A 17,515-nucleotide genomic window follows, 5' to 3' on the forward strand; every position below is an offset into this window, starting at 1 on the left:
GCTGACGCATTTCGTCAGGAAGCACGCGTAATCGTTAACGACCATCGCGAGCAATCGAGCGTCGACCGGCTGCTCCTGCAAAGGCATGTAGCGACAGTTGCTTGCACGGGCCTTATCACAACCTGATCAGACAAACAGCTCTAGATCAACTTATTTCGCTGAGAAGCCCGTTCTAGAGCCTTTAAACTAAAGTTTTTAATGGTGTTCAATGGCCATCAACGGCTATGCTAGAGTGGATCCAAACCAATAACAGGTAATGCCGGTTTTACGTCTACTCAAAGGGAATGGGGGGCTTCCTGACACAACCGGACAGGCCACGCTGGGGCTTTATGCGCTATTTGCTGATGTTGCTGTTGAGCTTGCCGATGCTGGCTTGCGCGACCGAGTTTGATGAGTTCACTCAAAGCCTCCCTTTGGGCCGGGTGATGCAGGTGTTCGAAGACGTGGGCGGCGAGGCCAGTATTGACGATGTCAGTTCGCAGGCACTGGCCGGCAGCTTCAAAACTCACGATAAAGCCACCCTCAATGCCGGTTACTCTCACTCGGCATTCTGGCTGAAAATTGATTTGCATTACCGCCCGAACAACCCTGCCGTTCAGCGCAACTGGTTGTTGGAATTGGCCTATCCGCCCCTTGATCACCTCGACTTGTACCTCCCCGATGCTGCAGGCCGCTATCAATTGGTCCAGCGTACGGGCGACGCCTTGCCGTTTTCCAGCCGGCAGATCCGCCAGAATAACTATCTGTTTGACCTGGATTTCGCGCCGGATCAGCACAAAATCGTGTATCTGCGCCTGCAAAGCCAAGGCTCGATCCAGGCTCCGCTGACCCTTTGGTCGAGTACCGCCTTTGTGGAAGAGCAACCGGTGCGTCTGTATGTACTGGGCCTGATCTATGGCGTACTGCTGGGCATGCTGGTCTACAACCTGTTCATCTACCTCGCTGTACGTGACACCAGCTATCTCTACTACATCCTCTATATCGCTTCGTTCGGTTTGTACCAACTGTCGGTGAATGGTGCCGCGGTCGAGTATTTCTGGCCGAACAACCCTTGGTGGGCCAACGCCTCGACACCTTTCTTCATCGGTGCTGCGGGTTTGTTCGGCAGTCAGTTTGCCCGCAGCTTTTTGCAGATGGCCCGCCACAGCCGCTGGCTCGATCGGCTGCTATTGCTGCTGATCGCGTGCAGCGCGGTGGTGATTGCACTGTCGTTGATGACCAGCTATGCCCTGGCCTTGCGTTTGGCGACGGCGTTGGCGTTGGCCTTTACCGTGACGATCTTCGCAGCAGGGATTTTTGCCTGGTGGCGCGGTCTGCGAGTGGCGCGGTATTTCATCATCGCCTGGTCGGCGTTTCTGTTTGGTGGCGTGATCAACACGCTGATGGTGTTGGGTTATCTGCCTAACGTGTTCTTGACCATGTATGCCAGTCAGATCGGTTCGGCAATTGAAGTGGCATTGCTGTCGCTGGCGCTGGCCGATCGTATCAATTCGATGCGCGAACAGCAGGCCCAGACTTTGTTCGATGCCGGTCAGAAACTCGAAGTGTTGAACCAGGCGTTGGCCCACAGCAACCGGCTCAAGGATGAGTTTCTTGCGACCCTGACCCATGAGTTGCGCACGCCAATGAACGGGGTGATCGGTTCATTGGAACTCATGCAGACCATGGATATGGAACCGGAGCTGGAGCAATACCAACAGACTGCCGCCGGCTCGGCGCGGGACATGATGCGCATGGTCAATGGCATCCTGACCCTGACGGAGTTGCAGGCCGGCAGGCTCAAGGTGCAAACGGAAGATTTCAGCCTGCGTGGCGTGCTCGACAGGCTGCGAATGCAGTTCGCCGCCAATGCCATGAGCAAGGCGCTGGATATTGAGTTCGAGGTGGCGACGGGTCTGCCAGACCGCCTGCAAGGTGACAACACAAAGCTGATTCAATGCCTGGAGTGCTTGTTGGACAACGCCATCAAGTTCACCCGCGTGGGTGGGGTGGTGTTGCGGGTGACCGGAAAGTCGGCGGACGAGGGGCGGATGGCGCTGTCCTTCGCAGTGATCGACACTGGTATCGGGTTCACCGATCTGGATGAAGCCACCCTGTATCAGCGATTCTTCCAGCTCGACGGTTCGATGACCCGCGAGTACGGCGGGTTGGGAGTCGGTCTGGCAATTTGCCGGCAGTTGATCGAACTGTTGGGCGGGCGTTTGACCCATCAATCGGAGCTTGGACGCGGCAGTCGTTTCCAGTTGGACGTCGAGTTCGATGTTCGCAGCGTGCAGCCGTCCCAGGCTGAGCAAACCTTCAAAGGGCGTGCGCCGATTGTTCGTCGTGTGCCTCAGGAGTGCACAGTGTTGTTGGTCGATGACAACAGCATCAATCAATTGGTGGTGCGCGGCATGCTGCTCAAGTTGGGTTATCGAGTGCGCACGGCGGACAGTGGTCGGGCGATGCTGGAGCTGTTGCGGCGAGAATCCTTTGATGCGGTGTTGCTCGATTGTCAGCTGCCGCAGCTTGATGGCATCTCGATCTGCGGCCAATTGCGCGCTCTGCCAGGTAGCGCAGAGCTGCCGGTGCTGGTGGTGGCCCAGAGTGCCGAACGTGAGCATTGCCAGGCGGCCGGGATGACGGATTATTTGAGCAAACCGGTGAAATTCGAGGAGCTACAGGCGGTTTTGTATCGCCGGGTGCTGTGTCCTGGGTATGGTGAAAGCGCCGATATTTAGGCGCATATGCCACTTTGTTCGGGCGGGGGGCGGTGATTAACTGGAGTTCTGGTCCACCCCCAAGGAGCCCCGTCATGAACCTGCATCAGTTCGCCGAAACCCACGAGGTCACCAATCAGCCGCCACCGCTGGATGGCACTAACCTCTATCGTATCGACCTGCCGCTACAGGAGTGGGCGCGGCGATTTGGCGCTGGCTGGGCCGAAGCACGGATTGATGGCTATGGCGCGCTGGCCGGTGGGCCGTTGATGGCGGCGGGTTTTCTGGCCAATCAGAACAAACCCGTGTTCTCGAGTCATGACCGTTATGGCCATCGCATCGACCTGGTGGAGTTTCACCCGGCCTACCATGAACTGATGCGTACGGCAGTCGAACATGGCCTGACTTCATTGCCCTGGACCGATCCGCAGTCCGGTGCACACGTGGCCCGAGCGGCCATGAGCTACCTGCACAGCCAGGCCGAGGCCGGCAGCGGTTGCCCGCTGACCATGACCTTCGCCTCTGTGCCGGCGCTGCGACTGCAACCGGACATCGCCGAGCAATGGTTACCGAAAATTCTTGCCACCGAATACGACCCACGCAACGTCGGTATCGCCCATAAGGCCGGCGCCACCATCGGCATGGCCATGACCGAAAAGCAGGGCGGCACCGATGTGCGGGCCAATACCACCAAGGCTTATCCGGTAGGGGCTGCAGGTCCGGGCCAAGCCTATGAGCTGGTCGGACACAAATGGTTCTGTTCCGCGCCGATGTGCGATGCGTTCCTGACCCTGGCCCAGACCGATAAGGGCTTGACCTGTTTCCTGCTGCCGCGCCACCGTCCGGATGACACCCGCAACCAGTTCTATATCCAGCGCCTGAAAAACAAACTCGGCAATTGCTCCAACGCCTCCAGCGAAGTGGAGTTTCGTGGTGCTCTGGCCTGGATGGTCGGTGAGGAAGGGCGCGGTGTGCCGACCATCATCGAGATGGTTGCCATGACCCGTTTCGATTGCATGGTCGGTTCCAGCGCGCTGATGCGTCAGGCGCTGACTCAGGCCGCTCATTATTGTGCGCATCGAATGGTCGGCGGCCGTTTGCTTAGCGAACAACCCTTGATGCAAAACGTACTGGCCGATCTGGCGCTGGAAAGTGAAGCCGCATTGGCCTTGAGCATGCGCATGGGCCGCGCTCTGGATCATCTCGACGACTCACAGGAAGCCAGGTTCGCCCGACTGGTGACGGCGGTGGGCAAATACTGGATCTGCAAACGTGCACCGGCCATGATCAACGAAGCCGCTGAGTGCATGGGCGGTGCCGGTTACGTCGAAGACAGCATCCTGCCGCGTCTGTACCGTGAGGCGCCGGTGAACTCGACGTGGGAAGGCTCCGGTAACGTGCAATGCCTTGACGTACTGCGGGCCTTGTCGAAAGAGTCGGGCGTGCTCGACGCACTCTTTGCCGAATTGGGCGATGGTCATGGCGACAAGCGCCTGGCCGGGCATATCGCCCATCTGAAAGCCGCATTTCAGGACTTCAGCGACATACAATACCGCGCTCGGCAGCTGACAGAAGACATAGCGCTGGGCTTGCAAGCCAAGCTATTGCTGGAAGCGGGCAATGCCAGTGTCAGCGATGCTTTCATTGCCAGCCGCCTGGGTACCGCCGGTCGAGTCTATGGCACGTTGCCGCGAGGCCTGGATGTGCAAGCGATTGTCGCGCGTTCTACACCTCAGGGCTTCTGATCGCGCTGACTTGCAGGCAAGATGAAGGCCTGCAAGTCAGAACACAGGATGCTTATCGTGACCGAAGCCTTTATTGTCGTTCAAACCGCCGAGCAGGCCGTGGATCGGCTTGCCGCTCTGCACGAGCGTGCCACCACCGCACTGAGCCAGGCCCTCAAACGCTACCTGAAGGATCGGGTCGAGCCCGATGCCGAGCAGCGCGCCTTGTTTCGTTACCCCGAATTGCGCTTGACCTACCTCTGCCAGGGCGAAGTCCCGCAGACCACTCGGGCTTACGCCAAAGTCCAGTTGCCAGGCACCTACAGCGTGACCGTGACCCACCCGGCAGCTTTTCGTAACTATCTGCTGGAGCAACTGGTGCCGCTGATGCACGACTTCACCGTGACGGTGGAAGTGGGCGTCAGCGAGCAGAACATTCCTTATCCGTACGTGGTTGAGCAGGGCGATGAGCTCGGCGGTTCGGGTGTCACTGCTGCGGCGCTGGCGCGGGTGTTCCCGAGTACCGATTTGTCGGCCGCCAGCGACGGTATCGCCGATGGCCTGTACGATTGGGAAAACACCGATCCGCTGCCGTTGGCGCTGTTCGACGCGGCGCGGGTCGACTTCTCGCTTCGTCGTTTGGTGCACTACACCGGCAGTGACTGGCGGCATGTCCAGCCGTGGATCTTGCTGACCAACTACCACCGTTACGTCGACCAGTTCATCCTTCACGGCCTGGAGCAATTGCGCACTGATCCGCGCTTCGTGCGCATGGTGTTGCCGGGTAACGTCATCATCGAAAAGAGCATGGATCACGGCGAAGCCTCGGCGATTGCCGCTGGAGTGGTCTGGCATCGTTACCAAATGCCGGCCTATCACCTGCAAGCCAGTGACGGTCATGGCGTGACCCTGGTGAATATCGGTGTCGGCCCATCCAACGCGAAAAACATTACCGACCATTTGGCCGTGCTGCGTCCGCACTGCTGGCTGATGATTGGCCACTGCGGCGGCTTGCGTCAGTCGCAGACCATTGGCGACTACGTGCTGGCTCACGCCTATATGCGTCGCGACGGGATTCTTGACCGGGTCGTGCCGCCGAATATTCCAATCCCGGCCCTGGCCGAGGTGCAGTTGGCGCTTCAGCAAGCAGCAGCCAACATCACGGGCGAGAAGGGCGAGGATCTGAAAAAACGCCTGCGTACTGGCACTGTGTTGACCTATGACGACCGTAACTGGGAACTGCGTTGGGCTCAGGAGCGCCCGCTGATCAACCTGTCGCGAGCCGTGGCGGTGGACATGGAAAGCGGCACCATCGCTGCCCAGGGTTATCGCCTGCGAGTGCCTTACGGCACCTTGCTGTGTGTTTCGGACAAGCCGTTGCACAGCGAAATCAAACTGCCGGGTTCGGCCAACGCGTTCTACGAACGTGCGGTCAGCCAGCATTTGAAGATCGGCATTGCTGCGGTGGATCTGCTGCGCACCGAGCTCAATTCGCTGCACTCACGCAAGCTGCGTAGCTTCGACGAACCGCCGTTCCGCTGATCGTTGCGATGGTCATTTGACGGTCAGGGCACTAGCATTGCCAGTCCTGACCGTTAGATGTTCTTTTTGCCATGTCTCGTCCAACTCGTCCCGCCTCCCGCCGCCCTGGCGCGAATAACCCGCAATCCTCCTTGGCACCACGCCGTGTCGCCAAAGCGCCGCCGGCCGAGCCGAAGCTGATTGTGTTCAATAAACCGTTCGACGTGCTGACCCAGTTCAGCGACGGCGAAGGGCGGGCGACGCTCAAGGATTTTATCGACATTCCCGGTATTTACCCGGCGGGTCGACTCGATCGTGACAGCGAAGGCTTGCTGCTGTTGACCAACGACGGCCAGCTACAGGCACGGATATCTGACCCAAAACACAAGTTGGCCAAGACGTATTGGGTTCAGGTGGAGGGGGAGCCAAACGCTGAGCAATTGCAGCGTTTGCGCGACGGCGTCGAGTTGAATGACGGCATGACTTTGCCCGCCGAGGCGCGGCAACTTGAAGAGCCGCAGCTGTGGCCGCGCAATCCGCCGGTGCGGTTCCGCAAAAGCGTGCCAACCAGTTGGCTGGAACTGGTGATTCGCGAAGGGCGCAATCGACAGGTGCGACGCATGACGGCCGCGGTGGGTTTGCCGACGCTGCGTCTGGTACGCGTGCGAATCGGCGACTGGACGATTGAAGGGCTTGATCAGGGTCAGTGGCGGGAAGTGCCTGCCAGCCTATGAGGAGCCATTCTCGATATAAGCGATGACAACGCTTTTGATGATGAACGCGAGAATGCCCAGGCCCAGTACAAAGAACAGAATAAAAGTACCGAACTTGCCTGCCTTGGATTTTTTCGCCAGATCCCAGACGATGAAGCCCATGAAAATGATCAGGATGGTCACCAGACCGGTCATCATCCACTCTTCGAATACTGCAGGATCCATCGAAACTCTCCAGCGCAGGCAGGGTAAAAAAGGCCAGGAGAGTATACGCCAAGGGTGATTGCCGGTGCATTGACCTGTGTCGGCTGTAGCAGCTGCCGGCAGGCTGCGTTCGGCTTCGCAGCAGTCGTGAAAGGCCATACCGCGTTATCCTGCAACAATCGAGTTGTCTGGATTGCGACTGCTTCGCAGCCGAACGTAGGCTACGCCAACTGCTACGGGTCTTCTTCTGCGTTCAGCTGCGAAGGTGAGTCAACGGCAACTCGGTGCTGTTGAGCACCTGATTCAGCACAAAACTCGACCTCACGCTGGTCACGCCTTCGATGCGGGTCAGGTGGCCGAGCAGCAGCTTCTGGTAGTGATCCATGTCCGGCACCACCACTTTGAGCTGATAGTCGGCGTCCATTCCGGTCACCAGGCTGCATTCGAGCACTTGTGGCAGACTGCGAATCGCCGCTTCGAAGTTCTCGAAGCGCTCAGGCGTGTGGCGGTCCATGCCGATCAGTACGTAAGCAGTCAGGCTCAACCCAAGCATCTTGCGATCGAGCAAGGCGACCTGGCGCGAAATATAACCGTCGTCTTCCAGCTGCTTGACCCGTCGTGAGCAGGGCGACGGTGACAGGCCGATGCGTTCGGCGAGCTCCTGATTGGAGATGCGGGCGTCACGCTGCAATTCCGCCAAAATGCTCAGGTCGTATCGGTCTAGTTTGCTCATGGATCAGGCCTTTGTCGTAACTATTGCGGCTAATTATCTATCCTTAGTTAAAAATTGCGCAAGCCATGTTTATTTGAGCAATCTTCGCAATCCTCTGCCGGCGCCTTGAGCCTATTCTTATTACCAGAATCACTGCCCGGACAAACAGTCCAGTGCGGCTCGCCGAATCAGGCCAGCTGCGGTCGCCAATCCCACAGGGTTGAGTCGGCCCCCGGGCTACACACTGTCCAGAAGACGGAGTGAGGTGAGCCGGCGTCATAAGCGTCGAGCACGGACGAAGTTCTCAAGGGGAGGCCGACGGGTTTCCCTTTTTTATTGCCTGCGAAATAAGTCTCGTGACTGATAACCTGTTGCAGAACCGGCCTACGCTTTTTCAGTCTTATGAGTAGGTCCTGAACCGCAGTGAGGAATAGCATGAAGTCGCGCATCTGGCGTGTGGCAGGTGTTGGATTGCTTTGCATGAGTGTCAGCGCGCAATTGCTGGCAGAGGCGCGAGATGATCCGCTGCAACCTCGCCAACATAATGGTCAAAATGACGGGGGACAACATGAGCATGGCCCCGAAGGGCGTCCGGAAAATAATCAACCGCGCCCGGAAATGAATCAGCCGCGTCCACAAATCGTTCAACCGCGCCCGGAAATGAATCAGCCACGTCCACAAATCGTTCAACCGCGTCCGGAAATGAATCAGCCACGTCCACAAATCGTTCAACCGCGCCCGGAAATCAATCAGCCACGTCCACAAATCAATCAAGCGCGACCAGAAAACAATCAGCCTCGCCTGCAGAATGAGATTATTCGCGGCGACAACAGCCGTCAGTTCGAACACAACGGCCAGAATCAGGGGCAGGGCGGCCAGTGGCAAAACCGTCCGCAGCATGATCCGAACGGGCAGGGTTGGCCGGCGCCGCAGCCGAGCATCAACCTGCCGATTCAAAGCCGACCGGATACCGTCCGCCAGACCCAGGAGCCACAGCGTGGCTACTATCAGGACGTTCCTCGGCGTAACGATCGCGATCAGAACTGGCAGGTCGGTGGTGCCGGTATGCGTGGTGATTTCGACCGCCATAATGACCATCGTTGGCCGGGTCGTCCGGAGGGGCACGGCAACGGTTGGGGCCCAGGCCCGCAGTATCGGCCTGGCTTCGAGACCGATCGGTTCCCTGATCGTGAATTCCGCGTGCCATATCGCGGCGAGGATTACTTCTTCTCTGGCGGTTACTGGTATCGCCCACATGGGGTGCGTTATGTGGTGGTAAGGCCTCCTCATGGCATCCGCGTGAGTTACCTGCCCGACTTCGCGCAGGAAGTGTGGATCGGCGGCGCACTGTTCTTCCTCGCGGCCGGCGCGTATTACACGTATGAAGAGAGCACCCAGCAGTACGTAGTGGTCGATCCACCTCAACCACAACTCGCCAGTAACGGCTATGACGTGGTCGCTTACCCGGCCAATGGACAAACGCCTGAGCAGGTCGATCAGGATCGCTACGATTGCTATCGCTGGGCGGTTGAGCAAAGCGGCTTCGATCCCGCGGCCGTCACCTACCAACCGGCGCCTGCGGTGGTGCAAGCCTACCGTCAAGCGCAAGGCGACTGCTTGAGCAGTCGCGGTTATCAGGTTGCCTATTAGGTCGAAGCACTCAGGCCTTCGCGCCTGTCACCACTTCTTGCGGGTCGGCGTGCACCAGCACCTCGGCCCGTGGGTAAGCGGCGTTGATCGCCTCGGCAGCGCGATCGCTGATGCCGTGAGCGACGGATAACGTCAGCTCCCCCGGCAACTCCAGATGCAATTGCACGAACCAGTGGCTGCCGGAAATGCGTGTGCGCAGGTCATGGGCACCCAGTACGCCCGGTACGCTGCAGGCCAGCTCAAGCATGTGCTGGCTGACGTCTGGCGGCAGTTCTTCGTCCATCAGCACCGCCACACTCTCCCGAGCGATTTGCACCGCGCTCCAGAGGATGTACAGGGCGATTGCCAGACCAAACCAGGCATCCAGTTGTTCCCAGCCGAAACTGGCCAGTACCAGCGCTACCAGGATGCTGGCATTGAGCAGCAGATCGGAACGGTAATGCAGTGAGTCAGCGCGTACCGCAGTCGAGCCGGTTTCGCGGATCACCCGATGTTGCAGCATCAGCAGGGCGACCGTCAGTGCCAGCGACAAGAGCATCACGCCGATACCGATCCAGGGGGCTCCCAGTGGCTCGGGGTGTTTCAGGCGTTCGATCGCTTGCACGGCAATCAATACCGCACTCACCGCAATAAACAACGCCTGCGCCATACCCGACAGCGACTCGGCTTTGCCATGCCCGTAACGATGGTCATCATCCGCCGGGCGTAGCGCGTAATGCACGGCCAGGAGATTGAGGAACGATGCCGCGCCGTCGAGCAGCGAGTCGGTCAGGCCGGCCAGCAGGCTGACCGATCCACTCAACCACCAGGCAATGGCCTTGGTCACGATCAGAATGCTCGCCACCGCCAGCGAGGCGCGTGTCGCCAGACGCAACAGGCGAGCGTGTTCCGGGTTACTGGTCATAGGCGTTTGCGTTCCTTCGAATACACGCGATCAAGCGGCGGGTTGCAGACCGTACATGGCCAGTTGCTGGACGCTGCCTTTGTATTGAATCAGACGCGGATCATCCAGCGCAAAGCTGCGGCCCAGTTCACTTTCGAGAATAGCCTGCAACTTGCGGTTATCGACCTTGCCGTCAGCATCGATGGCTTGCCGGAGTTTTTCCGGGGCGACCTGGACGGTCTTGCCCGGCTCCAGGTAAATGGCGCCGGTGGCGAAGTCCACGCCGAAAGCGATCAGCCCCGGAATGATATAGAACAACAGGCCTACAGCGTCGAGGGCGGCTACCACCGGGTCGATTTTGCCTTCGATCTGCCCACGACGATCCGGGAAGAAGATCGAGCCGCAAGCGGTCATTTGGGTCAACAGGGTGGCGAGCAGAACGCCGCCAACAATACGGGAGGGAATACGCATGTGAATCTCCTGATCAAATTCGAAACGAAACGATGAAAGAGCGTCGCTGGTATCAGTTCAGACCGTGATTAACGCCAGGCAGTTCGCCGTTATACTCGTGCCTCTGTTTTGGAGCCAGCATGATTTCTTTGCCGATTGATGAAGTTTTACCTGCGCTGCGTGAAGCCTTGGCGACACGCCACGAAGCCGTGCTCGAAGCACCGCCCGGCGCTGGTAAAACCACCCGCGTGCCCTTGGCTTTATTGAATGAGCCATGGTTGGCCGGCCAAACCATCTTGATGCTTGAACCGCGTCGACTCGCTGCACGGGCCGCAGCCGAGAGGTTGGCCAGTGAGCTGGGGGAAAAGGTCGGTGAAACCGTGGGCTATCGCATTCGCCTCGACAGCAAAGTAGGGCCGAACACCCGCATCGAAGTGGTCACCGAGGGGATTCTCACCCGGCGTTTGCAAGATGATCCGGCGCTGGATGGCGTCGGATTGCTGATCTTTGACGAATTCCACGAGCGCAGCCTCGACGCTGATCTGGCGCTGGCATTGAGCCTCAATGGCCGCGATCTGTTTCGTGACGATCAGCCGCTGAAGATTCTCTTGATGTCGGCGACCCTCGAAGGCGAACGTCTGGCGGGGTTGCTGGATGACGCACCGATTTTGCGCAGTGAAGGGCGCATGTACCCGGTGACGATGCGTTGGGGCAGGGCGTTTCAGCCTGGAGAATTCATTGAGCCGCGCTTGGTGCAGACCATCCTCGAGGCCCTGAACGACGAAAGCGGCAGTCTCCTGGTTTTTCTGCCGGGACAAGCGGAGATTCGTCGGGTGCATCAGCAGCTGGCTGATGCGTTGGGCGAGCGCACTGAGGTATTGCTTTGCCCGCTGCACGGCGAACTGGACCTGGCGGCACAGCGCGCTGCCATTGAGCCGGCACCCGCCGACAAGCGCAAAGTGGTGCTGGCCACCAACATCGCCGAGACCAGTCTGACTATCGATGGTGTGCGGGTGGTGATCGATGCCGGGTTGGCGCGGGTACCGCGTTTTGATCCGGGCAGCGGCATGACTCGCCTCGATACTCAACGGATCTCCCGCGCCAGCGCTACACAGCGTGCCGGGCGAGCGGGGCGTCTGGAGCCGGGCGTGTGTTATCGCCTGTGGTCGCAAGACCAGCATGAACAATTGGCGGCTTATGCCAGTGCAGAGATTCTTTCAGCCGACCTCGCCGGCCTGGCCTTGCAACTGGGTCGCTGGGGCGTAACGCCCGGGCAATTGGTCTGGCTCGATGTGCCACCGACGGCGGCTTATGCACAGGCTCAGGATTTACTTGAGCGATTGGGCGCGCTGGAGGGCAAGACCGCAGATGACTGGAAACTGACCCGTCATGGGCAGGCGATGGCCGAACTGCCGGCGCATCCGCGCATTGCACATTTGTTGTTGCGCGGGCAGGCGCTGGGGTTGGCGGACATGGCCTGTGACGTCGCCGCGCTGCTGGGCGAGCGGGATATTCTGCGCGGCGCCGGCGCGGATCTGCACAGCCGGCTGGTGCTGTTGTCGGGCGAAGAGCGAGCGGCTCGCGGTGCTCAAGGTGGCGTTCAGCGGGCCCGGCAACTGGCGCGGCAGTACCGCGGCTATCTGCGGGGCAAGGCACTGCAGCCGGTCAGCGATCCCGATCATCCGCGCTGGCTGGGTGCGCTGCTGGCCCTGGCCTATCCGGATCGCGTCGCACAGCAGCGGCGTGCCGGTGGCGCGGAGTATCGCCTGGCCAACGGTCGCGCCGCGCTGTTCGCCGAGGCCGATAGCTTGATGAAACAACCCTGGTTGGTGATTGCTGATTTGGGCAGCCGTCAGGGGCAGCGTGAAGAGCGGATTTATCTGGCTGCGGATTTCGATCCGGCGCTGTTTGATTCGGTGCTGGCTGAACAAGTGCGCAACGTCGATCAGCTTGATTGGGACGAGCGCGAAGGCGTGCTACGAGCCGAGCGGCAGCGCAAGGTTGGTGAGCTGATACTCAGTCGAGAGCCGTTGACCGGGCTGGATGAAGCGGCACGCAGCCAGGCGCTGGTCAATCTGGTGCGACGTAAAGGGCTCGAGTTGCTGCCCTGGACGCCGGAGTTGCGCCAGTGGCAGGCTCGGGTGGCGTTGTTGCGTCAGCTGGATCTGAGCAGCCTGGGGCACAGCGAATGGCCGGATGTCAGCGATGCGGCGCTGCTGGCAGGCCTGGAGCATTGGCTGTTGCCGTATCTGGGGCGGGTGTCGCGACTCAGTCACTTCGCCAATCTGGAACTGGCCAGCATTGTCCATAACCTGCTGCCGTGGCCATTGCCTCAACGCCTGGATGAACTGGCGCCGCACCATTTGACGGTACCTTCCGGATCCTCGGTTCGACTGGACTACAGTGAGCAGCCGCCGATTCTGGCGGTGCGCTTGCAAGAGCTGTTCGGGCTGGCTGAAACCCCGCGCATCGCTGGCGGCCGGCAGGTGGTCAAACTGCACCTGTTGTCACCGGCCAGGCGGCCAGTGCAGGTGACGCAGGATCTGGCGAATTTCTGGCGCAGCACCTACGCCGAAGTGAAGAAGGATCTGAAGGGGCGTTACCCGAAACACTACTGGCCGGATGACCCGCTGGTGGCCGAGGCGACAGCGCGGATCAAGCCGCGTAAGTAAGTCGGCGAGCCTATTGGCGATCGTTCCCACGCTCTGCGTGGGAATGCCTCACTGGACGCTCCGCGTCCGCTTCTATTAGCCGCGAAGCTTTTGACCTACGGTGCCGCAGGCAGCAGAAACCGTGCAATCACCGGCAGATGATCAGATATACGCAGCGTGTCGTCCTGCCTCACCTGAGCCTCAACCCGTTTGATCCGCGGGCTATAAAACAGGTAGTCGACGGTCCGGTCCGGGCCGCTGAGGGCCGGGTCATTGGGGTAGTGGGTCAGCCATTGCTCGCGGTCGATGCCACCGGCTTCGTTGTTGGCAGGGATCATCGGGTATTTGTCCCAGAGCACATGCAGCGCGCTGTCGACGGAGTAGGGCGCGCGCTGCTGGGGATCGAGGCGCTGATACTGGCCCAGCGGCAACAGGTTGAAATCGCCGCCGATCAACCACGGCGTACCCTGACGTTCGAATGTGTCGAGCACCCTGGCGGTCTCCGTCACTTGCTGTTGTGGCGTGTCGTCAGGCTGAGCCGGTCGGTCCAGGTGGGTATTGAGTACTGCCATTTGCCCACCGTCGCTCAGCGGCAGATAACTCACCAGCAGCGCGTTTTTCGGCTGGAATTGACTGCTGATGAGATTGGCCGGTGCTTGCGGTAATTGCAGGCGTTCGGCGTCTGCGATCCGATAGCGGCTCAATGTCGCCAGTTGTCGGCCGACACTGCCGAAAATGTGCGGCTCGGGAACGAAGTCAGCCTTCCAGTCGAAGGCATGGGTGCTGCACGGGTAAAGGTCGGTCAGACGCTCGCGGAGCAGTTTTAGCTGGTCTTGATAATCGCTGGCTTTGGCGCCGTCATCCAGTTCTTGCAGCAGGACGACATCCGGCTGCTCATCGCGAATCACTCGTGCGACTTCATCGAGGCTGAAGGCCATATCTTCGGCTGTGGGGGTTTCGTCGTCGCCATGGGCCAGGTCGTTCCAGAATACGTAGCGTTTTCCCGCCAGGTACTGGACGTTCCAGGTCATCACCTTGAGCGCCTGGCCGGGCACCAGGGTCGGTGCCTGGGCGCTGCAGCTGACGAGTATTTGCTCCTTGGCGTCCGGGCGCCAGGTCAAACTGTAGATCAGCGCTGACAAAAGGCCGGCGATCAGCAGCAGGCCCAGCAGGGTATAACGCAGTAGACGGGTCATCGGCTCGGCTTATAGCGTTGCAGGATTAAGCCCGAGCATACCCGAGAGCAGGTCAGACCCCAAGACCAGGCCTTTCAGAGCGTTTTATCGATTCTTGTCGGTGGCTTCGCTGATCAACATGAACAGGCGAAACAGCACCACGCTGGTAAAGAGTTGCAGAAAACTGTGGGCGCTTTCGATCAACAGTGCCAGTACCGGGTTTTGTGGTTCTGGGTAAACCGCAAGGCTTGCGCCCTTGAGTAGCCACAGCGGGCCCATCACACACAGAATGCAGACCAGGATGCGCAGGAAGTGCCCGCGGGTCAGGCGAAAGCTCTCCTTGATGGCCGCCAGCGGTTGCAGGCCTCGCAGGACCAACAGGTACTCGGCAAAGGCCAGTGTCACCATCAGCCACAAACCTGGCAGGAAATACAGCGACAGGCCAAGCAGGATCAGCAGTGTATTGATCGCTGTCAGCAACGCGAACCTGGGCCACAGGCTGGCAGACATCGCCAGTAGATCACGGGTTCGTGGCGATTCGCCACGGCTGCGCGCATCCAGAAAAAGAATCAGCGCAGCGGTGTACAGTGGATAGATCAACAGCCCGACGATCACGCTATAACCGGGGAAAGCATCCGGGCCCTGGGCGTTATCGACCAGTTGCTGGATCAGTGCCTCAAGCACCACCAACGGCAGGCACAGCGGAATGATCCGGCCCAGGTTGCGCTTAAAGAAATACAAAGAGTCGCGGAGCACTTCTAACGGATTCATGGGTCGATATCGCAGGTAAAAAGCAGTTCGACACTTTAACCGATGCAGCACCCCTGCGAGCAAACGTAAACGTTAGGTAAAGGCCATTGAAACGGCCCGTAATAACCCCATTACTGGTGTGCACCTTCTCCACAACGGAAAGGGCAACGATTTTTCCGGCAATCTAACGAGGTCGCCATGAACAGCGAAGAACAAACCCTGATCGATGGACTGTTTTCACGGCTGCAGCAAGCCGAAACGGATTCAGCCCCGCGCGATGCCCTGGCCGAGGCGCGGATCAAGGAGCACCTGGCTCGCCAGCCTGCGGCGGGGTATTTCATGACCCAGGCGATTCTGGTGCAAGAGGCGGCGATCAAAAGCCTCGACGAACAGAACAAACAGCTCACTCAGCAAAACCAGCAGCTGCAAGCTGAACTGCAGCAAGCCAGATCCCAGGCAGCGGCGCCTGCTCCGGCACCAAGCAGCGGTGGCGGCGGTTTCCTGTCGAGCATCTTCGGTGGCGGTTCCCGTGATTCGCAACCGGCCCCAAGCGCTCCGGCCTCGACTGGCGGTGGCTGGCGTGAGCCGGCGCGGCCTTCGTTCAATACTCAGCCGGGTGTGGCGCCACAGCAAAATTTCGGTGCCCCGCAACAGAACTACGCGCCACCACAGCAACAGGCTCCGGCCGCAGCCGGCAGCAGCTTCCTGGGCGGCGCCTTGAAAACCGCGGCCGGTGTGGCCGGTGGTGTGATGCTTGCGCAAGGTATCAGCAGCCTGTTCCACAGCAATCAGCAGCCGCAGGAAATTGTCGAAGTCATCAAGGAAGAACCTGCGCAGGTCAATGACAAAAGCAATGACAACGACGACCAACGTATGGTCAGTAACGATTCCTATGGCAATGACCAAGGCGGGTTTACCGACGCCGACTACAGCGATGACAGCTCATCGTTCTTCGACGACGACGATTCCTTCGTCTGATGCACCATTCGTCCGGGGCGCTATAGCGCCCCAGACCGATTATTCGCGGAAATTTCCTTCTGGCTGGCATACTGGGCGACTTTTCAGGTCTTGTACTTGATCAATTGCCTGCGCGCGTCTGCGCCATGAGGATTTACGGTGAAAAAAATCGCTGTGTTCGCCGATGTCCAGAACCTCTACTACACCGTGCGCCAGGCTTACGGCTGCCACTTCAACTACGCCGCCCTGTGGGCTGATATCAGCCAGCGCGGGCAGATCGTCGAGGCCTACGCCTACGCCATCGATCGTGGCGACAGCAAGCAACAGCAATTCCAGCAGATCCTGCGCAACATTGGTTTCACCGTAAAACTCAAACCCTACATCCAGCGCAGCGATGGCTCGGCCAAGGGCGACTGGGACGTGGGCATCACCATCGATATCATGGACGCCGCCTCTCATGTCGACGAAGTGGTGTTGGCGTCCGGTGATGGTGATTTCGACATGCTGCTTGAACGCATCATCAATAAACACGGTGTTGAAGCCGTCGCTTACGGCGTCCCTGGCTTGACTGCCAACTCATTGATACGCGCCGCCAGCCGCTACGTGCCGATCGAAGGCGCGTTGCTGCTTAAAAACTGAGATTGATTACTTTTTGATGGAGTTGGAACAGGTTTGGAACGGATAGCGGTCATCGACTTTGAAACCACCGGGATCTCCCCGAGCAGCACCTGCCGGGCTACGGAAATTGCCGTGGTGATTCTTGAGCAAGGACGCATCGTCGAGCGTTACCAAAGCCTGATGAACGCCGGCGTGCGGGTCCCGGCCTTCATCGAAAGCCTGACCGGCATCAGCAATGCCATGCTGCGCACTGCACCGTCTGCCGAACAGGTGATGAACGAAGTCAACGAATTCGTCGGTACGACACCGCTGTTGGCCCACAATGCCGCGTTCGACCAGAAGTTCTGGGACTACGAGCTGGGGCGAATCAAACGTACACGGTTGCAGAACTTTGCCTGCTCCCTGCTACTCGCCCGGCGCCTGATGCCGGCCGCACCCAATCACAAACTCGGCACCCTCACCACGTTCGCCAAACTGCCCCACACCGGCCAGGCTCACCGAGCCATGGCCGACGCCGAAATGGCCGCTAACCTCACCGCGCATCTGGCCCAGGAACTTCGTCAGCGACATGGCTTTCGGGAGTTGTCTCATGATCTGCTGTGCAGCTTGCAGAAAGTCCCTGCGGCGAAGATCAATGAGCATCTCAAGCGCCATCGCGGGTTTTAAAGTTCAGCGTTGATCCTGCCGGCCTCTTCACGGCATAGGTATCTACATATCTCTAAAGGTTAGAATTCCCGTAGCAGCTGTCGAGTAGAACGAGGCAGCGTCCGAGGGCGGAGTCCTCGTAAAATCTGCGCGCGCGGTTTAT

15 protein-coding genes are annotated in these 17,515 nt (G+C 59.4%); 9 read left to right on the forward strand and 6 right to left on the reverse strand.

Annotated features, from left to right (window positions below; genetic code table 11):
* Positions 1-329 precede the first annotated feature (329 nt).
* The 4 genes from AC07W5_RS29100 to AC07W5_RS29115 all read left to right on the forward strand — a co-directional run bounded on the left by AC07W5_RS29100 (position 330) and on the right by AC07W5_RS29115 (position 6,678).
* A complete protein-coding gene (locus tag AC07W5_RS29100; RefSeq protein WP_495024828.1) occupies positions 330-2,720 on the forward strand; it encodes a hybrid sensor histidine kinase/response regulator in 2,391 nt (796 codons plus the stop codon).
* Positions 2,721-2,794: 74 nt separating this feature from the next.
* On the forward strand, positions 2,795-4,444 hold the full coding sequence (locus tag AC07W5_RS29105) for an acyl-CoA dehydrogenase family protein (RefSeq protein ID WP_495024829.1): 1,650 nt from the start codon (positions 2,795-2,797) through the stop codon (positions 4,442-4,444).
* A gap of 21 nt (positions 4,445-4,465) precedes the next feature.
* Complete coding sequence (gene amn / locus AC07W5_RS29110) at positions 4,466-5,965, forward strand: AMP nucleosidase (protein ID WP_494995047.1); 1,500 nt, start codon at positions 4,466-4,468, stop codon at positions 5,963-5,965.
* A 71-nt stretch (positions 5,966-6,036) separates the two neighbouring features.
* Positions 6,037-6,678, forward strand: a complete 642-nt coding sequence (locus AC07W5_RS29115) for a pseudouridine synthase (RefSeq protein WP_495024830.1) — start codon at positions 6,037-6,039, stop codon at positions 6,676-6,678.
* On the opposite strand, the gene AC07W5_RS29120 is transcribed toward AC07W5_RS29115, so the two are convergent.
* Positions 6,673-6,882, reverse strand: a complete 210-nt coding sequence (locus AC07W5_RS29120) for a DUF2788 domain-containing protein (protein ID WP_494995049.1) — start codon at positions 6,880-6,882, stop codon at positions 6,673-6,675. The two genes, AC07W5_RS29115 and AC07W5_RS29120, sit on opposite strands and share 6 nt — an antisense overlap.
* A 232-nt stretch (positions 6,883-7,114) precedes the next feature.
* On the reverse strand, positions 7,115-7,594 hold the full coding sequence (locus AC07W5_RS29125; RefSeq protein WP_040071220.1) for an Lrp/AsnC family transcriptional regulator: 480 nt from the start codon (positions 7,592-7,594) through the stop codon (positions 7,115-7,117).
* Between the two features lie 414 nt (positions 7,595-8,008).
* On the opposite strand from AC07W5_RS29125, the gene AC07W5_RS29130 reads away from it, so the two are divergent.
* Positions 8,009-9,223, forward strand: a complete 1,215-nt coding sequence (locus tag AC07W5_RS29130) for a DUF6515 family protein (protein ID WP_495024831.1) — start codon at positions 8,009-8,011, stop codon at positions 9,221-9,223.
* Between the two features lie 10 nt (positions 9,224-9,233).
* Here AC07W5_RS29130 and AC07W5_RS29135 read toward each other — a convergent pair whose 3' ends face one another.
* Both AC07W5_RS29135 and pmcY read right to left on the reverse strand, forming a co-directional pair.
* On the reverse strand, positions 9,234-10,127 hold the full coding sequence (locus tag AC07W5_RS29135) for a cation diffusion facilitator family transporter (RefSeq protein WP_494995051.1): 894 nt from the start codon (positions 10,125-10,127) through the stop codon (positions 9,234-9,236).
* 30 nt (positions 10,128-10,157) lie between these two features.
* Positions 10,158-10,577, reverse strand: a complete 420-nt coding sequence (pmcY, locus tag AC07W5_RS29140; RefSeq protein ID WP_494995052.1) for a periplasmic Zn2+ metallochaperone PmcY — start codon at positions 10,575-10,577, stop codon at positions 10,158-10,160.
* Positions 10,578-10,696: 119 nt separating this feature from the next.
* On the opposite strand from pmcY, the gene hrpB reads away from it, so the two are divergent.
* Positions 10,697-13,228 carry an ATP-dependent helicase HrpB gene (gene hrpB, locus AC07W5_RS29145; RefSeq protein WP_495024832.1) on the forward strand — a complete coding sequence of 844 codons (2,532 nt, stop codon included), beginning with the start codon at positions 10,697-10,699 and terminating at the stop codon, positions 13,226-13,228.
* Between the two features lie 95 nt (positions 13,229-13,323).
* Here hrpB and AC07W5_RS29150 read toward each other — a convergent pair whose 3' ends face one another.
* Both AC07W5_RS29150 and AC07W5_RS29155 read right to left on the reverse strand, forming a co-directional pair.
* A complete protein-coding gene (locus tag AC07W5_RS29150; protein WP_495024833.1) occupies positions 13,324-14,403 on the reverse strand; it encodes an endonuclease/exonuclease/phosphatase family protein in 1,080 nt (359 codons plus the stop codon).
* 84 nt (positions 14,404-14,487) lie between these two features.
* Positions 14,488-15,153, reverse strand: coding sequence for a YciC family protein (locus AC07W5_RS29155; RefSeq protein WP_494995055.1), 666 nt, complete (start codon positions 15,151-15,153; stop codon positions 14,488-14,490).
* A gap of 177 nt (positions 15,154-15,330) precedes the next feature.
* Between AC07W5_RS29155 and AC07W5_RS29160 the strand changes: the two genes are divergently transcribed.
* The 3 genes from AC07W5_RS29160 (at position 15,331) to AC07W5_RS29170 (ending at position 17,373) form a co-directional block, all read left to right on the forward strand.
* On the forward strand, positions 15,331-16,110 hold the full coding sequence (locus AC07W5_RS29160) for a DUF2076 domain-containing protein (RefSeq protein ID WP_494995056.1): 780 nt from the start codon (positions 15,331-15,333) through the stop codon (positions 16,108-16,110).
* 138 nt (positions 16,111-16,248) lie between these two features.
* Positions 16,249-16,728, forward strand: a complete 480-nt coding sequence (locus tag AC07W5_RS29165; protein WP_494995057.1) for a LabA-like NYN domain-containing protein — start codon at positions 16,249-16,251, stop codon at positions 16,726-16,728.
* Between the two features lie 33 nt (positions 16,729-16,761).
* Positions 16,762-17,373 (forward strand): 3'-5' exonuclease, encoded by a 612-nt coding sequence (locus AC07W5_RS29170; protein ID WP_495024834.1) that lies wholly within the window; start codon positions 16,762-16,764, stop codon positions 17,371-17,373.
* Positions 17,374-17,515 lie beyond the last annotated feature (142 nt).

The sequence above is a fragment of the Pseudomonas sp. GW821-FHT01E05 genome (assembly GCF_059422425.1).

Bases quoted from the DNA above. Each gene is read 5' to 3' on its own strand.
- AC07W5_RS29100 (WP_495024828.1), top strand. From the start codon at position 330: ATGCGCTATTTGCTGATGTTGCTGTTGAGCTTGCCGATGCTGGCTTGC.
- AC07W5_RS29105 (WP_495024829.1), top strand. From the start codon at position 2,795: ATGAACCTGCATCAGTTCGCCGAAACCCACGAGGTCACCAATCAGCCG.
- amn (WP_494995047.1), top strand. From the start codon at position 4,466: ATGAAGGCCTGCAAGTCAGAACACAGGATGCTTATCGTGACCGAAGCC.
- AC07W5_RS29115 (WP_495024830.1), top strand. From the start codon at position 6,037: ATGTCTCGTCCAACTCGTCCCGCCTCCCGCCGCCCTGGCGCGAATAAC.
- AC07W5_RS29120 (WP_494995049.1), bottom strand. From the start codon at position 6,882: ATGGATCCTGCAGTATTCGAAGAGTGGATGATGACCGGTCTGGTGACC.
- AC07W5_RS29125 (WP_040071220.1), bottom strand. From the start codon at position 7,594: ATGAGCAAACTAGACCGATACGACCTGAGCATTTTGGCGGAATTGCAG.
- AC07W5_RS29130 (WP_495024831.1), top strand. From the start codon at position 8,009: ATGAAGTCGCGCATCTGGCGTGTGGCAGGTGTTGGATTGCTTTGCATG.
- AC07W5_RS29135 (WP_494995051.1), bottom strand. From the start codon at position 10,127: ATGACCAGTAACCCGGAACACGCTCGCCTGTTGCGTCTGGCGACACGC.
- pmcY (WP_494995052.1), bottom strand. From the start codon at position 10,577: ATGCGTATTCCCTCCCGTATTGTTGGCGGCGTTCTGCTCGCCACCCTG.
- hrpB (WP_495024832.1), top strand. From the start codon at position 10,697: ATGATTTCTTTGCCGATTGATGAAGTTTTACCTGCGCTGCGTGAAGCC.
- AC07W5_RS29150 (WP_495024833.1), bottom strand. From the start codon at position 14,403: ATGACCCGTCTACTGCGTTATACCCTGCTGGGCCTGCTGCTGATCGCC.
- AC07W5_RS29155 (WP_494995055.1), bottom strand. From the start codon at position 15,153: ATGAATCCGTTAGAAGTGCTCCGCGACTCTTTGTATTTCTTTAAGCGC.
- AC07W5_RS29160 (WP_494995056.1), top strand. From the start codon at position 15,331: ATGAACAGCGAAGAACAAACCCTGATCGATGGACTGTTTTCACGGCTG.